This window comes from Streptomyces aurantiacus (assembly GCF_001418335.1).
In the GTDB taxonomy this organism is placed as follows: domain Bacteria; phylum Actinomycetota; class Actinomycetes; order Streptomycetales; family Streptomycetaceae; genus Streptomyces; species Streptomyces aurantiacus.
Genome location: NZ_LIPP01000149.1, coordinates 1 through 16,762 on the forward strand (window position 1 = coordinate 1; position 16,762 = coordinate 16,762).

Here is a 16,762-nt window from a genome sequence, read left to right on the forward strand (position 1 = left end):
GCCCCCGGACCCGCCGCGCCGCCCCTTCGTGTCCCTCGCGCTCCCGGACACGTACGACGGCGACACCGTGCAGCCGCGTCAGGCCGGCCCCCGTCGGCGCAGCAGCATCGTGGCCGCCGCGGCCTGCGTGGTGCTGGGGCTCGGCCTCATCGGCGGCGCGGTGACGGGGAGTTGGCTCACCGGGGACAGCTCGGGCGGGTCCGCGACGCCGGACGCGTTCACCGCGGCCGGGGACCTGTGGCACAGCGTCCCCGTCGACGAGCTCTTCCCGGCCACGGTCAAGGGCGAGGGCGCCGGTCCCGGCGGTGCCGACCGCACCTGGACCCGTATCGCCGTGGCCCCCGCCAGCGGCTGCGAGGACGCCTTCGACCCACTGCTGCGCAAGGCCCTCGCGCCCGCCGGCTGCCTGCGTCTCCTGCGCGCCACCTACACGGACGCGACCCACAGCCATGTCATCACGGTCGGCCTGCTGTTCACGAAGGCCGACTCCGCCGCCATGGCCGCACTGCACCGGCGGTTCGAGGAGCAGGGGCTCGACAGCCGGCGTGACCTCATGCCCCTCCCGTACGCCGCGAAGGGCACCCTCGCCGCGGGGTTCGGCGACGGCCAGCGCGCCTCCTGGACGCTGTCGGTCCTGACCGACGCCCCGGTCGTCGTCTACGCGGTCTCCGGCTTCGCCGACGGCCGTGACATCGGCGAACCGGAGCCCGCCGCGGACGCGATGAAGGCCGACGCCACCACGCCCGTCGCGCAGGCCGGCCTCGGGCACGCCGCGCAGGGTCTCGCCGACCGCGTCGAGCGGAGCCTGCGCAAGACCGTCGACCCGGCCACGGAGAAGCCGTCATGACGCGAAGAGCCCCCCGGGGAAGGGGACTTCTGGTCGCCGTCCTGGCCGCCGGTCTCGCCCTCCTGCCCGCCACCACCGCGCACGCCGACGGCATCCGCGCGAAGCAGTGGGCGCTGGACGCGATGCACACGCAGGAGGCCTGGCAGACGACGAAGGGCAAGGGCATCACCGTCGCCGTCCTCGACACGGGCGTCGACGACGAACACCCCGACCTGGCCGGCAATGTCCTCACCGGCAAGGACATGGTCGGTTTCGGCGCGGGCCGGGGCGACCGCCCGTGGGCCCGGCACGGCACGGCGATGGCCGGCATCATCGCGGGCCACGGACACGGCTCGGGCAACTCCGAGGGAGTCCTGGGCATCGCCCCCGAAGCGAAGATCCTCCCCGTCCGCGTGATCCTCGAAGACGGCGACTCGGCCCGGGGCAAGGCCCGCAACACCCGCGGCAACGCCCTCGCCGAAGGCATCCGGTGGGCTGCCGACCACGGCGCCGACGTCATCAACCTCTCCCTCGGCGACGACTCCAAGTCCGCCCACCCGGAGCCTGCCGAGGACGCCGCCGTCCAGTACGCCCTGAAGAAGGGCGCCGCCGTGGTCGCCTCGGCAGGGAACGGCGGCGAGAAGGGCGACCACATCTCGTACCCGGCGGCCTACCCGGGCGTGATCGCCGCGACCGCCGTCGACCGCTACGGCACCCGCGCCTCGTTCTCCACCCGCCGCTGGTACGCCACGGTCAGTGCCCCCGGCGTCGACGTCGTCATAGCCGACCCCGACCGGAAGTACTACGAGGGGTGGGGCACCAGCGCCGCGTCGGCCTTCGTCTCCGGCGCCGTCGCCCTCGTCAAGGCGGCCCACCCCGGCCTGTCTCCGGCCCAGATCAAGGACCTCCTGGAGGAGACGGCCCGCAACGCCCCCAGCGGCGGCCGTGACGACTCCCGGGGATACGGCTTCGTGGACCCCGCGGCAGCGATCAAGGAGGCCGCAGGGCTGAAGCCGGACGACCTGGGCACGGCGGCCCACGCCGGCAAGTACTTCGGCAAGGGCCCGGACACCGAAGAGGACGACGGGCCCTCGACCGCGTGGGCCGGCCCCCTGGCAGGCAGCGTCGGCGGCGTCCTCCTCGTCATGGCGACCATCCTCTGGCGAGGCAGCAGACGGCCCCGCAGGACCGACAGCCCGTAGGCACCCTCGTACGAGGGAGCACACAGCGAGTCGGTTCACGGCGGGTCAGTTCTTCGCGAGGACGGACACGGCGGCCTTCGCGGCCGTCTCCACCAGTGAAATACCCTTGGCCTTGGTGGAGTTGCCGTCGGACAGCACCGCGACGAGGTACTCACGACCGCCCGCCTTCACCCGTCCGACGCTGTTGATGTCCCACAGCCCCGTCGCGCTCCGCGGCAGCCAGCCGTTCTTCAGCGCGAACCCGGAAGGCCCCGCGGCCGACACTCCCCAGTCCTGCCCCGCGGCGATGTCTCCCATCAGCCCCCGCAGGTATTGCCGGGAGTCCGCGTCGAGCTCCGAGTCGTCCCCGAACACCTGCCGCAGCAGGGTGAGCTGATCGGCGGCCGTGGTCTGCGTCAGCCCCCACAGCAGCCCGTCCCCGCCCTGTGTGTCGCCGAGTCCGAAGCGCTTGTTCGCCGCCGCCAGCCCTTGCGCCTGACCGATCGCCTTCCACAGTGCCGTCGCGGACGCGTTGTCACTGTCGCGGATCATCGCGGCGGCGTACGTCTTCTCCCGCGCGGTGAGCCCGCGCCCCGCGTCCTGGGCCTGCAACAGCAGCGAGGCCAGGATGTCGGCCTTCACGATGCTCGCGGTGTCGAACGCCCCGTCCCCGTACACCGCACTCCGACCGGACTCCGTGTCCAGCACCGCCACCGACACCCGCGCCCCGGCCTCGACGGGGACCGCCCCCACCGCCTCGGCGAGCAGCGCGTCCCGGTCCACCGGGGAAGCGGAAACGGAAGCGGAAACGGGAGTGGTGGCCCGCGCGGGACCGGTCGTGGACAGGGGTGCCGTCGCGGATTCCACCGTCGCCTCCATCGCCGCCGTCGTCCCGGGTGACGCCGAGGAGGATACGAGCTCGCCGGGGTCGTGCGCCCGCGCGGTCACATACACCGACCCCGCGGCCGTGACGCCCAGAAGGACGACGGAGACGACCGCCGCATGGCCGAGAGGCCCCCGGCGTGCTCTGTGAGGGAACATGCCCCCGAGCCTGGACCGCGCCACTGTGCGCCGGGTTAGACGCAGGTGAGAAGCGTGTCAGGGATCGCTGAGAAACCCCTGAGTCCGGTGAACGCCCCGTTTCCGGGGCGGGCAAAGCGCGCGATAAGGCCCACCGATAGGGTCGGTGCCCGTGGCGAACAAGAGCATCCCCGACCCCGGTTTCTCCGACGACGACGGCTCCGCCGACCCCCGGCTGAGCGCGGCGCTCGCCGCCTGGGCCGAGGACCGGTCCGCGCACGGTCCCGTCCTGGCGGCACTCAAGGACGCGCGGCTCCTCGTCCCCGTCGTCGCCGTGCTCGGCGAGGTCGAGGAGGACGAGCAGGGGCTGCGCCACGAGAAGACCAGCGACATGGCCGTCCCCACCCTCAAGGCCGGCGACCGCACCGCGCTGCCCGCCTTCACCTCCACCGCATCGCTGGCCCGCTGGGACCCCGCGGCCCGCCCCGTGGCCGTACCCCTGCACCAGGCGCTCCAGGCCGCGGCGCACGAGAAGGCCGACACGGTCGTGCTCGACCTGGCGGGTCCTGTCGCGTACGAGCTGACCGGCCCGGCCCTGCTGGCCCTCGCGGAGGGGCGTGCGACGACGGACCCGCTGGCCGATCCCGCCGTGGTCGCCGCGGTACGCGCCTCGGTCGCCGCCGAGCCCCTGGTGCTCCGCGCCCACCTCGGCCCCGGGCAGGCCGACGGCACCCTGGCCCTCGTACTGGACCCGGCCGCCGCCCCGGCCGAGACCGCCCAGGCCGTCGCCCGGCGCCTCGCGGCCGACGAGACACTGAGGGCCCGCCTGGTGCGCGGCCTCGACCTGGCACTCCTGCCGGCCGGGGCGACGCCGCCGGGCGAGCCCTTGTACGTACGGACCCCGTAGGGCGCGCGGGGACCGCGCGACGACCGTCAGCCGTAAATGGGGCCGGTGTACTTCTCGCCCGGGCCCTGGCCCGGCTCGTCCGGGACGAGGGAGGCCTCGCGGAACGCCAGCTGCAGCGACTTCAGGCCGTCCCGCAGCGGCGACGCGTGGAAGGAGCTGATCTCGGTCGCGCTCGCGTCGAGCAGCCCGGCCAGCGCGTGGACCAGCTTGCGCGCCTCGTCGAGGTCCTTGTACTTGTCGCCCTCCTCGGTCAGGCCGAGCTTCACGGCGGCGGCGCTCATCAGGTTCACGGCGACCGTGACCAGGACCTCGACCGCGGGGACCTCGGCGATGTCACGGGTCATGTCGTCGAAACCGGGGGTCTGGGGAGGGGTGTCACTCATGCCCACACGATAGGCCCAGGACCGTCGGCCCCCGCCCGCGGGAGACAGACGGGAGACAGTAGGGGAGACGTACGGGAGCGGGGTACGCGCACCAATTAGCACCACTCCGGGGGAGCTGCTAACCTTGTGTAACGACCGGCCGGACACTCCTGTGCCCGGCCCGCAAGTGGAGGCTCCGATCTCCCACCCGACCATCCTCCGGGACGGCGGGTCACCCGGTCAGGCGGCCACCATCGTTCCGTACGGACGATGGAGTCGCTGGATATGCGCCCCGCGGTTGACCGCGGCGGTGCTCCGGTAATCCTTGGAGCCACCGCCTGCGTCCCGTCCGGGGCATTTTTCATGTGCCGGAGTGGTTGGTCCAGTGAAAAGACGTACGCGAGCTGTCTGCCAGGCAGCCGTGTGGTGCTATCCGAGGAGGATCCATCAGCGCCGAGCCCCGCATCAACGACCGGATTCGCGTTCCCGAGGTGCGACTTGTCGGTCCCAGCGGCGAGCAGGTCGGGATTGTTCCGCTTGCCAAGGCCCTGGAGCTTGCACAGGAGTACGACCTGGACCTGGTCGAGGTCGCCGCGACCGCGCGTCCGCCGGTCTGCAAGCTCATGGACTACGGGAAGTTCAAGTACGAGTCGGCCATGAAGGCCCGTGAGGCGCGCAAGAACCAGGCGCACACGGTCATCAAGGAGATGAAGCTCCGGCCGAAGATCGACCCGCACGACTATGACACCAAGAAGGGTCACGTCGTTCGGTTCCTCAAGCAGGGCGACAAGGTCAAGATCACGATCATGTTCCGTGGTCGCGAGCAGTCCCGGCCGGAACTCGGCTACCGGCTGCTGCAGCGGCTCGCTTCGGATGTCGAGGACCTCGGGTTCGTCGAGTCCAACCCGAAGCAGGACGGCCGAAACATGATCATGGTTCTCGGGCCGCACAAGAAGAAGACCGAGGCGATGGCCGAGGCCCGTGAGGCCCAGGCGGCGCGCAAGGCGGAGGCGAAGGCCAACCCGGGCAAGTCGCAGAACCACGCGGGCGACGACCTCCCCGACGGGGAGATCGACGAGGCCGCCGACGACGTCGAGATCGCCGAGGCCCCGGCCCAGGAGTCCGCCGACGTCTGATCCGGGACGCGAGTCCCGGAGAGTTTCCGGACGTGAGTCCGGGGACGTCAACCGATACGTATGACGTTCCGTTGTGCCCGGTTTCACGACCGGGCACAGGAGCGCCACCGACGAGGAGAGAACGGCGCTATGCCGAAGAACAAGTCGCACAGCGGTGCCAGCAAGCGCTTCAAGATCACCGGCTCCGGCAAGGTGCTCCGCGAGCGTGCCGGCAAGCGCCACCTGCTTGAGCACAAGTCGTCCCGCGTGACGCGCCGCCTCACCGGCAACGCCGAGATGGCTCCGGGTGACGCCAAGAAGATCAAGAAGCTTCTCGGCAAGTGACGCGTCGGCGCCTCGGCGCCGTCCGTCAGGACCGGGACCCCATCGATTTCGGACCGTGTGACGACCACCACGGTCCCGCTACAAGGAGTTAACAAGTGGCACGCGTCAAGCGGGCAGTCAACGCCCACAAGAAGCGCCGGGCGATCCTCGAAGCCGCCAGCGGCTACCGCGGTCAGCGTTCGCGCCTGTACCGCAAGGCCAAGGAGCAGGTCACCCACTCCCTGGTCTACAACTACAACGACCGCAAGAAGCGCAAGGGCGACTTCCGCCGGCTGTGGATCCAGCGCATCAACGCCGCTGCCCGCGCCAACGGCATGACGTACAACCGCCTCATTCAGGGCCTGAACGCCGCGAACATCGAGGTCGACCGCAAGATCCTCGCTGAGCTGGCCGTCAACGACGCCAACGCGTTCGCCGCCCTCGTCGAGGTCGCGCAGAAGGCCCTGCCGTCGGACGTCAACGCGCCCAAGGCTGCGTGACGCTGGCGCTGGCCTCGGCCGGATCGTGTGTGGGCTCGCTTGCCTCAGGGCTGCGGGCCCACATTTGTTTTCAAAATGGGGTGCCCCCTTCGCTCGGTGAGTTCGTGGCGAGTTGGCGGCGAGGGGCCCGTAAACCGAAAGAGAACCCATGTCCAGCGGTCCCGAGCTGATCTCTCCGCGCTCGCAGCGTGTGTCCGCCGCTCGGCGGCTCGCCAGGCGGAGCTTCCGGGGCAAGGAGCGGCTGTTCCTCGCCGAGGGGCCGCAGGCCGTGCGGGAGGCGGCCGCCCACCGGGTCGGAGCCGAGCCCGCTCTCGTCGAACTGTTCGCCACGGTCGACGCCGCCGAGCGGTACGCCGACATCGTGGGGGCGGCCCGCGATGCCGGCGCCCGGGTGCACCTCGCCGCCGACGACGTGATCGCGGACATCTCGACGACCGTCACCCCGCAGGGACTCGTCGGGACCTGCCGGTTCCTGGACACCCCCTTCGAGGACATTCTCACGGCGGAACCCAAGCTGGTCGCCGTCCTGGCGCACGTGCGCGACCCCGGGAACGCGGGCACCGTCCTGCGGTGCGCCGACGCCGCCGGCGCCGACGCCGTCGTCCTCACCGACGCGTCCGTCGACCTCTACAACCCCAAGTGCGTGCGGGCGTCGGTCGGTTCGCTGTTCCATCTGCCCGTCGCGGTCGGCGTACCCGTGGAGCGCGCGGTGCAGGGACTCAGGGACGCCGGCGTACGCGTCCTCGCCGCCGACGGCGCGGGCGAGGACGACCTGGACGACGAACTCGACAAGGGCACCATGGGCGGGCCGACCGCCTGGGTGTTCGGCAACGAGGCATGGGGGCTCCCCGCGGAGACCCGCGCGCTGGCCGACGCCGTCGTGCGCGTACCGATTCACGGCAAGGCCGAGAGCCTGAACCTCGCGACCGCCGCCGCCGTATGTCTCTACGCGTCGGCTCGCGCGCAGCGGGCCCGCCGTGCTCGTTCCTGAGGGGGTCCGTTCCGTCACTCCCAGCTAGTAGGGTGACGGGTTCGGGGACCCGCCCCCAAACTCTCGGCTGCGCTCGACGAGCAGGGAGGTACCCCCGATGCCGGACGAGAGGTGGGGTACGGGGATGAGTGTCGGCACGGACGGCGTGAAGAGCGCACTGCGGGCACACGACGTGCGGGGCGCTCCCGCGTCCGGGCACACCGATCGCGGCATCGATCCTGGCGTCGATCCCGGTATCGATCCCGACGGACAGCGTGCCGGACTCGGCATCGACCCCGACCAACTGCCCGACGGACTCGTGATCGCCGACGAGCGCGGCCGGGTGATCTGCTTCAACGCCGCCGCGGCCCGGATCACCGCCACCCCCGCCACCGAAGCCCTCGGCCGCCACCTGGAGCGGGCCCTGCCGCTGGAGGACCTCGAAGGCCGCCGCTGGTGGCAGCTGACCGACCCGTACGGCGGTCTCGTGATCCGCGTCGGGCAGCCCGAGCGCAACCTGCTGCTGCCGGGCGGCCGGGAGGTCCTGGTCACCGCGCGGTACGTACGCGTGCGGCCCCTCGGCCCGGTCCGCCGGGTCGTCGTCTCGCTCCGCGACACCGAGGGCCGCCGCCGCACCGAGCGCAGCCACGCCGAGCTGATCGCCACGGTCGCCCACGAACTGCGCTCGCCGCTCACCTCCGTCAAGGGCTTCACGGCCACCCTGCTCGCCAAGTGGGAGCGGTTCACCGACGACCAGAAGAAACTGATGCTGGAGACGGTCGACGCGGACGCCAACCGGGTCACGCGGCTGATCGCCGAGCTCCTCGACATCTCCCGCATCGACTCCGGCCGCCTCGAAGTACGCCGTCAGCCCGTCGACATCGGCGCCGCCGTCGGCCGCCACATCCAGGCGTACGTGGCCTCGGGCCAGTCGGCCGACCGCTTCCTGCTGCGCATCGGCCAGCCGCTGCCCGACCTGTGGGCCGACCCCGACAAGGTGGACCAGGTACTCAGCAACCTGCTGGAAAATGCGGTGCGGCACGGCGAGGGAACCGTCACCATCGACGTAGAGCCCGCGCCGTCGCCCCGCGAGGGGGAGGACGTCTGCACATCGGTCACGGTGAGCGACGAGGGCCCCGGCATCCCGGAGGAGTCCATGAACCGCGTCTTCACCCGCTTCTGGCGGGGCAGCAAGCGCGGCGGCACCGGCCTCGGGCTGTACATCGTCAAGGGCATCGTCGAGGCCCACGGCGGCACCATCACGGTCGGCCGCGCCGCCGAGGGCGGCGCGCAGTTCCGATTTACGTTGCCCGTGGGCACCCCGGCGTATCTGCTGTAACGCCGAAGCGGCCCCCACGGGCATGAGCACAGCCTCCTGGACCGGGCGGTCCGGGAGGGACTCCCACCCCCGTTAGACTCGGTCTTTGGCACCTTTGCGTCCCCTTCTCAGGGACAGGGCGTCCCGCGAGTCGCGACGGGGACCGTCGGCCAACCAATCGGAAGCACGGGAAGAGATGTCGGCACCGAACAAGTCGTACGACCCTGTTGAGGTCGAGGCACTGAAACCGGAAGAGATCGAGCGCATGCGGGACGAGGCGCTCGCCGCCTTCGCCGCCGCCGGTGACCTCGACACGCTCCAGGAGGCCAAGGTCGCCCACACCGGGGGCGCCTCGCCGCTGGCCCTCGCCAACCGCGAGATCGGCGCACTGCCGCCGCACGCCAAGGCCGCCGCAGGCAAGCTCGTCGGCCAGGCACGCGGCGCCGTGAACAAGGCCCTCGCCACCCGCCAGACCGAGCTGGAGGCCGAGCGGGACGCCCGTGTGCTGGTCGAGGAGGCCGTGGACGTCACGCTGCCCCACGACCGCGTACCGGCCGGCGCCCGGCACCCGCTGACCACCATGATGGAGCGGGTCGCGGACGTCTTCGTGTCCATGGGATACGAGGTCGCCGAGGGCCCCGAGGTCGAGGCGGAGTGGTTCAACTTCGACGCCCTGAACTTCGGCCCGGACCACCCGGCCCGGCAGATGCAGGACACCTTCTTCGTCCAGGGTGCCGACGGCACCAAGGACTCGGACGGCGGCGAGTCCGGTGTCGTGCTGCGCACGCACACCTCGCCCGTGCAGGCCCGCGCGCTCCTCGACCGGAAGGCGCCCGTCTACATCGTGTGCCCCGGCCGCGTGTACCGCACGGACGAGCTGGACGCCACGCACACCCCGGTCTTCCACCAGATCGAACTGCTCGCCGTCGACGAGGGCCTGACCATGGCCGACCTCAAGGGCACCCTGGACCACATGGTCCAGTCGCTCTTCGGCGCCGACATGAAGACCCGGCTGCGCCCGAACTTCTTCCCCTTCACCGAGCCGTCCGCCGAGATGGACATGCTCTGCTACGTCTGCCGGGGCGACTCCGTCGGCAACCCCGACCGCCCCTGCCGCACCTGTTCGAGCGAGGGCTGGATCGAGCTCGGCGGCTGCGGCATGGTCAACCCGCGGGTGCTCACCGCCTGCGGTGTGGACCCCGAGAAGTACAGCGGATTCGCCTTCGGGTTCGGCATCGAGCGGATGCTGATGTTCCGCCACAACGTCGAAGACATGCGAGACATGGTCGAGGGTGACGTCCGGTTCACCCGGCCGTTCGGGATGGAGATCTGATGCGGGTCCCGCTTTCCTGGCTGCGGGAGTACGTCGACCTCCCCGCCACCGAGACCGGCCGTGACGTGCAGGCCAAGCTCGTGTCCGCGGGCCTTGAGGTCGAGCGGGTCGAGCAGCTCGGCGCCGGCCTCAAGGGGCCGCTCGTCGTCGGCCGGGTGCTGACCATCGAGGAGCTGGAGGGCTTCAAGAAGCCCATCCGCTTCTGCACCGTCGACGTCGGCACCGCCAACGGCACCGGCGAACCGCAGGAGATCGTCTGCGGCGCCCGCAACTTCGCCGTCGGCGACAAGGTCGTCGTGGTCCTGCCCGGCGCCGTGCTGCCCGGCGACTTCGCGATCGCCGCGCGCAAGACGTACGGCCATACCTCGCAGGGCATGATCTGCTCCGCCGACGAGCTGGGCATGGGGGACGACGGCAGCTCAGGCATCATCGTCCTGCCGCCCGAGTACGAGGTCGGCACGGACGCCGTCGAGCTGCTCGAACTCGTCGACGAGGTCCTCGACATCGCGGTCACACCCGACCGCGGCTACGCCCTGTCGATGCGCGGCGTCGCCCGCGAGACCGCCACCGCCTACGGCCTCGACCTGCGCGACCCGGCGCTGCTCGACGTGCCGGGCCCGAACGCGTTCGGGCACCCGGTGCGCGTCGCCGACCCGCTGGGCTGCGACCGCTTCACCGCGCGCACCGTCACCGGTCTGTCGCCCGAGGCACGCTCCCCGATCTGGCTGCGGCGCCGCCTCCAGAAGGCCGGCATGCGCCCCATCTCGCTGGCCGTCGACATCACCAACTACGTGATGCTGGAGCTCGGCCAGCCCCTGCACGCGTACGACCGCTCCCGTGTCCGGGGTGCGATCGGCGTGCGCCGGGCCGAGCAGGGCGAGAAGCTCACCACCCTCGACGGCGCCAAGCGCACGCTGGACGCCGAGGACCTGGTGATCACCGACGACCGCGGGCCGATCGGCCTCGCGGGTGTCATGGGCGGCGCCGACACCGAGATCGACGACACCGAGGACACCACCACCGAGGTCGTCGTCGAGGCCGCGCACTTCGACCCGGTCTCCATCGCGCGCACGGCCCGCCGGCACAAGCTGGCCTCCGAGGCGTCCAGGCGCTTCGAGCGGGGCACCGACCCCGAGGCCGCGTCCGCCGCCGCCCAGCGCACGGTCGACCTGCTGGTCCTCCTCGCGGGCGGCACCGCCGACGCGGGCGTCACCGAGGTCATCACGCCGTCCGCGCCGCACACCATCACCATCCCGGCGGACCACCCGGACAGGGTCGCGGGCGTCGACTACGGCCGCGAGACCGTCGTACGCCGCCTCCAGCAGGTCGGCTGCGACGTCTACGGCCAGGATGAGCTGATCGTCACGGTTCCGTCCTGGCGGCCCGACCTCAGAGACCCGAACGACCTCGCCGAAGAGGTCATCCGGCTCGAAGGCTACGAGAACCTGCCCTCGACGCTGCCCAAGCCCCCCGCGGGCCTGGGCCTCACCGACCGGCAGCGGCTGCACCGCCGGGTCGGCCGCGCGCTGGCCGGCGCCGGGTACGTGGAGGCGCTCACCTACCCGTTCATCGGGACCGAGGTGCTCGACCAGCTCGGTCTGGAGGCGGAGGACCCCCGCCGCACCCTGGTGAAGCTGGTCAACCCGCTCTCCGACGAAGAGCCCGCGATGCGTACGACGCTGCTGCCGGGGCTCCTCGGCGCGCTGCGGCGCAACGACGGCCGGGGCTCGCACGACCTGGCGCTCTTCGAGACCGGCCTGGTCTTCCGGCCGACCGGCGAGGAGCACAGGGCCGAGCGGCTGCCCGTCGACCGGCGGCCCACCGACGAGGAGATCGCCGGGATCGACGCCGCGCTGCCGCGGCAGCCGCGCCGGGCCGCCGTCGTCCTCGCGGGCGCCCGCGAGCAGGCCGGCTGGTGGGGCAAGGGACGCCCGGCCACCTGGGCGGACGCCGTCGAGGCCGCTCGGAGCGTCGCCCGTGAGGCCGGTGTCGAACTGACCGTGCGCGCCGACCGGCACGCACCCTGGCACCCGGGCCGCTGCGCCGCGCTGTACGTCACGGTGCGCGGCGAGGAGACGCTCGCCGGCCACGCCGGTGAGCTGCACCCGCGGGTCATCAAGGCCCTGCACCTGCCGGAGCGCAGCTGCGCCATGGAGATCGAGCTCGACCTCCTGGAACAGGCGGGCGACGGCGCGCTCGTCGCTCCGCGCATCTCCACGTTCCCGGTCGCGACACAGGACGTCGCGCTGGTCGTCGCCCGGGACGTCCCGGCCGCCGACGTCGAGGCCGCGCTGCGCGAGGGCGCGGGAGAACTCCTCGAATCCGTCCGGCTGTTCGACGTGTACGAGGGCGAGCAGCTCGGCGAGGGGCGGAAGTCCCTGGCGTACGCGCTGCGCTTCCGCGCGGCCGACCGGACCCTGACCGTGGACGAGGCGTCCGCGGCGCGGGACACGGCGGTCGCCCTCGCGGGCGAGTGGACGGGGGCGGTTCTGCGGAGTTAGCTCCACGGAGGAGTTCCGCCGGTTGTGGTGGGGGACTGTGGGTCATCGGCCGGGCGCGGGTGCGTCGTGGCTGGTCGCGCAGTTCCCCGCGCCCCTTTGGGGCGCTGTTTGTGGGCACCTCACTCTTTTGGGTGAGAAGTGTGGTGATTCGGGTCGATCGGGGCGTGTGGTCGACAGAATCGACCCGGCCGAAGTGGCCGGTGCCTGCGGTGAACAGGGCCTAGGGGGGCCATCGGCATGATCCGTACCAAGGTTTGGGCGCCCCGTCGGGCCGGATGGCGGAGAACCGTCACTCGGGCACTGGGCCGTTCCCCGGCGCACGGTCTCGGCCGCGCGAGGGCGCGAGCCCGCCGCCGGCTCGGCCGCACCGAGGTCCGCCGCCTCGGCCGGGACCGACAACGACCGCGCCGCGTACGCGCGTTGGGGGTGCCCACCGCGTGGGGCGCGGTGGCGGTCACGTACAAACTGGCCTGTCCGCTCGCCCAGCAGAACGGGCTCGGCGCGCGGATCGCCACCTGCGCCGTGTTCCTCGCCGTCGGCACGGGACTGATGCTGCACGTCAGGCGAGGGTTGCTGCGGGAGCTGCGGCAGATCCGCAGGGTCGCGGGCGCCGCCCAGGGCGTCCTCCTGCGTCCGCTGCCGCCGCGCATCGACGGGCTGGACATCGCGGCGACCCAGCTCTCCGCCGACCGGGGGGCCAGTGTCGGAGGCGATCTGTACGAGGTGATCGGCACCGAGCACGGCGTCCGGGTCGTGATGGGCGACGTCCGCGGACATGGCCTGGCCGCCATCGGAACCGTCGCCGCCGTACTCGGCAGCTTCCGCGAAGTCGTCCACGACGAACCCGAACTCCCCGGCGTGCTGCGGAAACTGGAGCGCGCGATGGGCCGGCACCTCGCTGAGCGCGCGAAGGCCGAGCACTCCTCGTCCGGGCTCGACACAGACAACCCGGTCGCCGAGGAGTTCGTCACCGTACTGCTCCTGGAGATCGGCCGCGACGGCGAGGTGCGCGCCCTGAACTGCGGTCACCCGTGGCCGTATCTGCTGCGCGCCGACGGGGGACCGGCCGATGCGCACGGGGGACCGGCCGAGGTACGAGGACGGGTGGAGTACCTCGGCTTCGGTGAACCGCTGCCTCCCCTCGGGCTCTTCCCGCTCCCCGCCGAACTGCCCGTCGTCCACTGCGGGCGTCTGCTGCCCGGGGAGGCGCTGTTCCTGCACACGGACGGTGTCGAGGACGCCCGCGACAGCGAGGGCCGCTTCTTCCCCCTGGCCACCGCGCTCACCGACGCGATCCGCCCGGGCCCGAGCCCGACGTCACCGAAGGCCGTACTGGCCGCGCTGCTCAGGCAACTGCTGGCGCACGCGGAGGGCTTCCCGTCCGACGACGTGGCCGTCCTGATGCTGCACAACGACCGAGACGAAGCCCCCAAGCCGCACGACGACCGCATGGCCCACCAATTCAAGTAGCCGCCCGTGCCCGGCGCCCCAAAGGGGCGCGGGGAACGGCGCGCCCAGCCCCCACGCACCCGCACCCGGCAAACACTCAGCAACCCACCCGGCACAACCCCAGTGGAACGGCACCGTCCGCCCCGCCACGGAGTGTCGGGCAGGCAGCTGGGCGGACGGCGTGGTTCCGGGCCGCCGTACTGTACGAGGGGGAGCCGGCGGCCCGGCCGGCCCCTTGCGAGGCAGTTCAGTCAACCGGCTCACAACTCTCCGCGACAGCGCGCACACTGCCCGGATTCGAGCACTCCGTTCACACCCCGTGTGAGGACGGACGCGCTACGTTGAACACCGTCGGCTCCGAGCCACCGGATGGCATTCCATGCAGCCCAACACTCTGCTCGACGCGATCCTCGACGAGGCCGGGATCTCGCACGCGGGACTCGCCGCCCATGTGAACCAGGCGGGCCGGGCGCGGAGTCTCGCACTGCGTTACGAACACACCGCCGTGGCGCGGTGGTTGAAGGGCCAGCGGCCGCGCGGCCAGGTGCCCGACCTGATCTGCGAGGTCCTCGCCGCCCGGCTCCAACGGTCCGTCACGCTCGACGACATCGGCCTCGGTGTGCCCGGTGAACCGTCCGCCCCGCACAGCACGACGCTCTCCGGCTTCGTCGAGCGGGCCACCGCGCTGTGGCGCTCCGACGAACAGCAGCGCCCCCACATCCTCGGCGCCCCCGCGGTCACCGGCACGCCGGCCGTGATGCCCGTGTGGGAGTGGGAGAACCCGCCGGAGGACGTGGACGTCTCACGCGGCGGTCGGCATCGCGTGAGCATGTCCGACATCGAGATGCTGCGCGCCGCCCGCGCCCACTACGAGCAGATGTACCGCAAGGCCGGGGGCGTCGCGACCCGTACCCGCATCGTCGGATTCCTCAACTCCGAGACCGCGCCGCTCCTCAGAGGCAGCTACCCCGACGCCACCGGCCGCCAGCTCCACCGCGCCACCGGTGGCCTGGTGGCGATCGCCGGCATCTGCGCGTACGACTCCGACGCGCACGGGCTCGCCCAGCGCTACTTCCATCAGGCGCTCAGACTCGCGAAGGCCAGCGGGGACAGGGGACTTGGCGCCTATGTCATCGCGCTCCTCGTCAACCAGGCGCTGTTCATGCGCGAGAACCGGCAGGCGGTGGCCTTCGCCGAGGCAGCGCTGCGCGCCGCGGGGCGGCAGATCACTCCGGCGCTCGCGTCGGACCTCTACGCGATGCAGGCCAAGGCGTACGCACACCTCGGTGACGGCAGCAGCGCGCTGTCCTGCATCCGGCGTGCCGAGCAGGCCGCCGACCGCATCCGGCGTGGACACGAACCGGACGAGACCGGCTATGTCCAGCCGGGTCTGGTCAACGTCCAGGTGGCGGAGGCGCTGTTGAGCCTCGGCGACGTGACCGCCGCCCGGGAGCATGCCGCGGCCGCCGTGGACAATCCGGCGCACGACCGGGGCAGGGTGCACCGGCTCGCCATGCTCACCCAGATCGAGCTGCGCCAGGGGAACGCCGACAAAGCGGTGGTCACCGCGGTCGAAATGGCGGAGCGGGCGCGGGGAATGGAGTCCCAGCGGATGCGCGACAGACTGAGGGCGGTACGCGAACACCTGGTGGCCAGCGGATGTGCCGGCACCGCGGAAGCAGCCGAGCTCATCGACGGAGCACTGCGCGTACCGCTCTAGAGAACACCTCGCGCCCCGTCAGGGGCGCGGAAACTGCGCGACAAGCCCCCACCGGCCCGCGGACATCACACGGCCGTGGCTCCCCCGGCCTCCCGCTGCGCCGGCAGCGGCCCACTGTGCGCCTGCTGTGCGGACCCTCCTGCTGCGATATTGCCATCTACTCAGCGGAAGGTGGCAGAACCGTGCAGTGGACGAAACAGAGCGAACAAATTGTGTACGTAAATCGCTGGTTCAGCGTCAATCTCGCAGATGTCGAGTTGCCGGACGGCCGGCATCTCGATCACTTCCTGATCCGGCTGCGGCCCGTCGCCGTGGCCACGGTCGTGAACGAGGCGAACGAGGTGCTCCTGCTGTGGCGACACCGCTTCATCACCGACAGCTGGGGATGGGAGCTGCCCGCGGGCGTCGTCGAGGACGGCGAGGACATCGCCGTCGCGGCGGCCCGCGAACTGGAGGAGGAGACCGGCTGGCGGCCGGGACCCCTGCGCCATCTGATGAGCGTCGAGCCCTCGAACGGACTCACCGACGCCCGGCACCACATCTACTGGGCGGACGAAGGCACGTACATCGGACACCCTGTGGACGACTTCGAGTCGGACCGCCGGGAATGGGTTTCTCTCAAGCTCGTTCCCGACATGGTCGCCCGCGGTGAGGTTCCGGCCGCCAACATGGCGGCCGCGCTGCTCCTCCTGCACCATCTGAGGCTCGGGCAGGACGCGTTGCCCTGATCTCCCCCCACCGCGTCCATGGGCTCAGCGGCCCAGAGCCTGCCAGACCGCCACGGCCAGTGCCCCCACGGCCGTGACGACCGCGACCGCGCGCAGCGGCCAGCGGGTGTGCTCCAGCGCGATGATCCGCGTACTCAGATCGTCGAGCTCCTTGGCGGTCTGTTCGGCGCGGTGACTGAGCAGAGTCAGTCCACCCTCGACGCGGGCATGCGCCACATCGAGGCGACGGCGTAACTCTGCGACTTCTCCATGGACCACGGGATGCTGCGGGTCGGCGGTCACGTGTCCGCTCCTTTCCGTAGTCATCACATCCCTTTCATGTGCACGGAAAGTCAACTCGCCTGGTGGACGTGTGGGGAGCGTGTGCGACGGGCATATGCGAGCCCAGCGCGCACACGGTGTGTGAATAAAGCGGACCCGGCCCTCCGAAGAGAGCCGGGCCCGCGCCCCGGAAGGGGCGCGGGGAACGGCGCGCCAAGCCACAACGAACCCGCACCCGACGAACAAC

General features: G+C 71.7%; 15 protein-coding genes and 1 pseudogene. 13 read left to right on the forward strand and 3 right to left on the reverse strand.

From position 1 onward, the window contains the following. Together AOK01_RS20445 and mycP are read left to right on the forward strand one after the other, a co-directional pair. Positions 1-847: pseudogene (locus tag AOK01_RS20445) on the forward strand (hypothetical protein); the annotation flags it as partial. Then, positions 844-2,028, forward strand: coding sequence for a type VII secretion-associated serine protease mycosin (gene mycP / locus AOK01_RS20450; protein WP_055513765.1), 1,185 nt, complete (start codon positions 844-846; stop codon positions 2,026-2,028). The pseudogene AOK01_RS20445 and the gene mycP, both read left to right, overlap by 4 nt. Positions 2,029-2,073: 45 nt before the next feature. On the opposite strand, the gene AOK01_RS20455 is transcribed toward mycP, so the two are convergent. Next, positions 2,074-3,048: a serine hydrolase gene (locus AOK01_RS20455; protein ID WP_055513766.1), complete on the reverse strand. Its 975-nt coding sequence runs from the start codon at positions 3,046-3,048 to the stop codon at positions 2,074-2,076. Between the two features lie 151 nt (positions 3,049-3,199). Between AOK01_RS20455 and AOK01_RS20460 the strand changes: the two genes are divergently transcribed. Beyond that, positions 3,200-3,934 carry an SseB family protein gene (locus AOK01_RS20460; protein ID WP_055513769.1) on the forward strand — a complete coding sequence of 245 codons (735 nt, stop codon included), beginning with the start codon at positions 3,200-3,202 and terminating at the stop codon, positions 3,932-3,934. A gap of 26 nt (positions 3,935-3,960) precedes the next feature. On the opposite strand, the gene AOK01_RS20465 is transcribed toward AOK01_RS20460, so the two are convergent. After that, positions 3,961-4,317 (reverse strand): DUF1844 domain-containing protein, encoded by a 357-nt coding sequence (locus AOK01_RS20465; protein WP_055513770.1) that lies wholly within the window; start codon positions 4,315-4,317, stop codon positions 3,961-3,963. Between the two features lie 470 nt (positions 4,318-4,787). Between AOK01_RS20465 and infC the strand changes: the two genes are divergently transcribed. From infC to AOK01_RS20515, 10 genes are all read left to right on the forward strand, one after another. Then, positions 4,788-5,432: a translation initiation factor IF-3 gene (infC, locus tag AOK01_RS20470; RefSeq protein ID WP_055513772.1), complete on the forward strand. Its 645-nt coding sequence runs from the start codon at positions 4,788-4,790 to the stop codon at positions 5,430-5,432. A 129-nt stretch (positions 5,433-5,561) separates the two neighbouring features. Beyond that, positions 5,562-5,756 carry a 50S ribosomal protein L35 gene (gene rpmI / locus AOK01_RS20475; RefSeq protein WP_019065473.1) on the forward strand — a complete coding sequence of 65 codons (195 nt, stop codon included), beginning with the start codon at positions 5,562-5,564 and terminating at the stop codon, positions 5,754-5,756. A gap of 95 nt (positions 5,757-5,851) precedes the next feature. After that, entirely contained in the window at positions 5,852-6,235 is a 384-nt protein-coding gene (gene rplT / locus AOK01_RS20480; RefSeq protein ID WP_055513774.1) for a 50S ribosomal protein L20, read from the forward strand. A gap of 148 nt (positions 6,236-6,383) precedes the next feature. Continuing rightward, positions 6,384-7,226, forward strand: a complete 843-nt coding sequence (locus tag AOK01_RS20485; protein ID WP_055513776.1) for a TrmH family RNA methyltransferase — start codon at positions 6,384-6,386, stop codon at positions 7,224-7,226. Between the two features lie 124 nt (positions 7,227-7,350). Further along, the gene (locus AOK01_RS20490; RefSeq protein WP_107099866.1) at positions 7,351-8,544 is read left to right on the forward strand and encodes a sensor histidine kinase; all 1,194 of its coding nucleotides are present in this window, start codon (positions 7,351-7,353) and stop codon (positions 8,542-8,544) included. Between the two features lie 175 nt (positions 8,545-8,719). Next, the gene (pheS, locus tag AOK01_RS20495) at positions 8,720-9,856 is read left to right on the forward strand and encodes a phenylalanine--tRNA ligase subunit alpha (protein WP_055513778.1); all 1,137 of its coding nucleotides are present in this window, start codon (positions 8,720-8,722) and stop codon (positions 9,854-9,856) included. Then, on the forward strand, positions 9,856-12,357 hold the full coding sequence (pheT, locus tag AOK01_RS20500; protein WP_055513780.1) for a phenylalanine--tRNA ligase subunit beta: 2,502 nt from the start codon (positions 9,856-9,858) through the stop codon (positions 12,355-12,357). The genes pheS and pheT overlap by 1 nt, the downstream gene beginning before the upstream one ends. Positions 12,358-12,594: 237 nt before the next feature. Further along, positions 12,595-13,827, forward strand: a complete 1,233-nt coding sequence (locus AOK01_RS20505; protein WP_079103591.1) for a PP2C family protein-serine/threonine phosphatase — start codon at positions 12,595-12,597, stop codon at positions 13,825-13,827. Between the two features lie 358 nt (positions 13,828-14,185). After that, complete coding sequence (locus tag AOK01_RS20510) at positions 14,186-15,526, forward strand: NsdA family TPR-like regulatory protein (RefSeq protein WP_055513784.1); 1,341 nt, start codon at positions 14,186-14,188, stop codon at positions 15,524-15,526. A 182-nt stretch (positions 15,527-15,708) separates the two neighbouring features. After that, positions 15,709-16,254, forward strand: a complete 546-nt coding sequence (locus AOK01_RS20515; protein ID WP_055513785.1) for an NUDIX hydrolase — start codon at positions 15,709-15,711, stop codon at positions 16,252-16,254. Positions 16,255-16,278: 24 nt separating this feature from the next. Here the strand turns inward: AOK01_RS20515 and AOK01_RS20520 are convergent, their stop codons facing one another. Further along, complete coding sequence (locus AOK01_RS20520) at positions 16,279-16,536, reverse strand: hypothetical protein (RefSeq protein ID WP_079103592.1); 258 nt, start codon at positions 16,534-16,536, stop codon at positions 16,279-16,281. Positions 16,537-16,762: the final 226 nt, after the last annotated feature.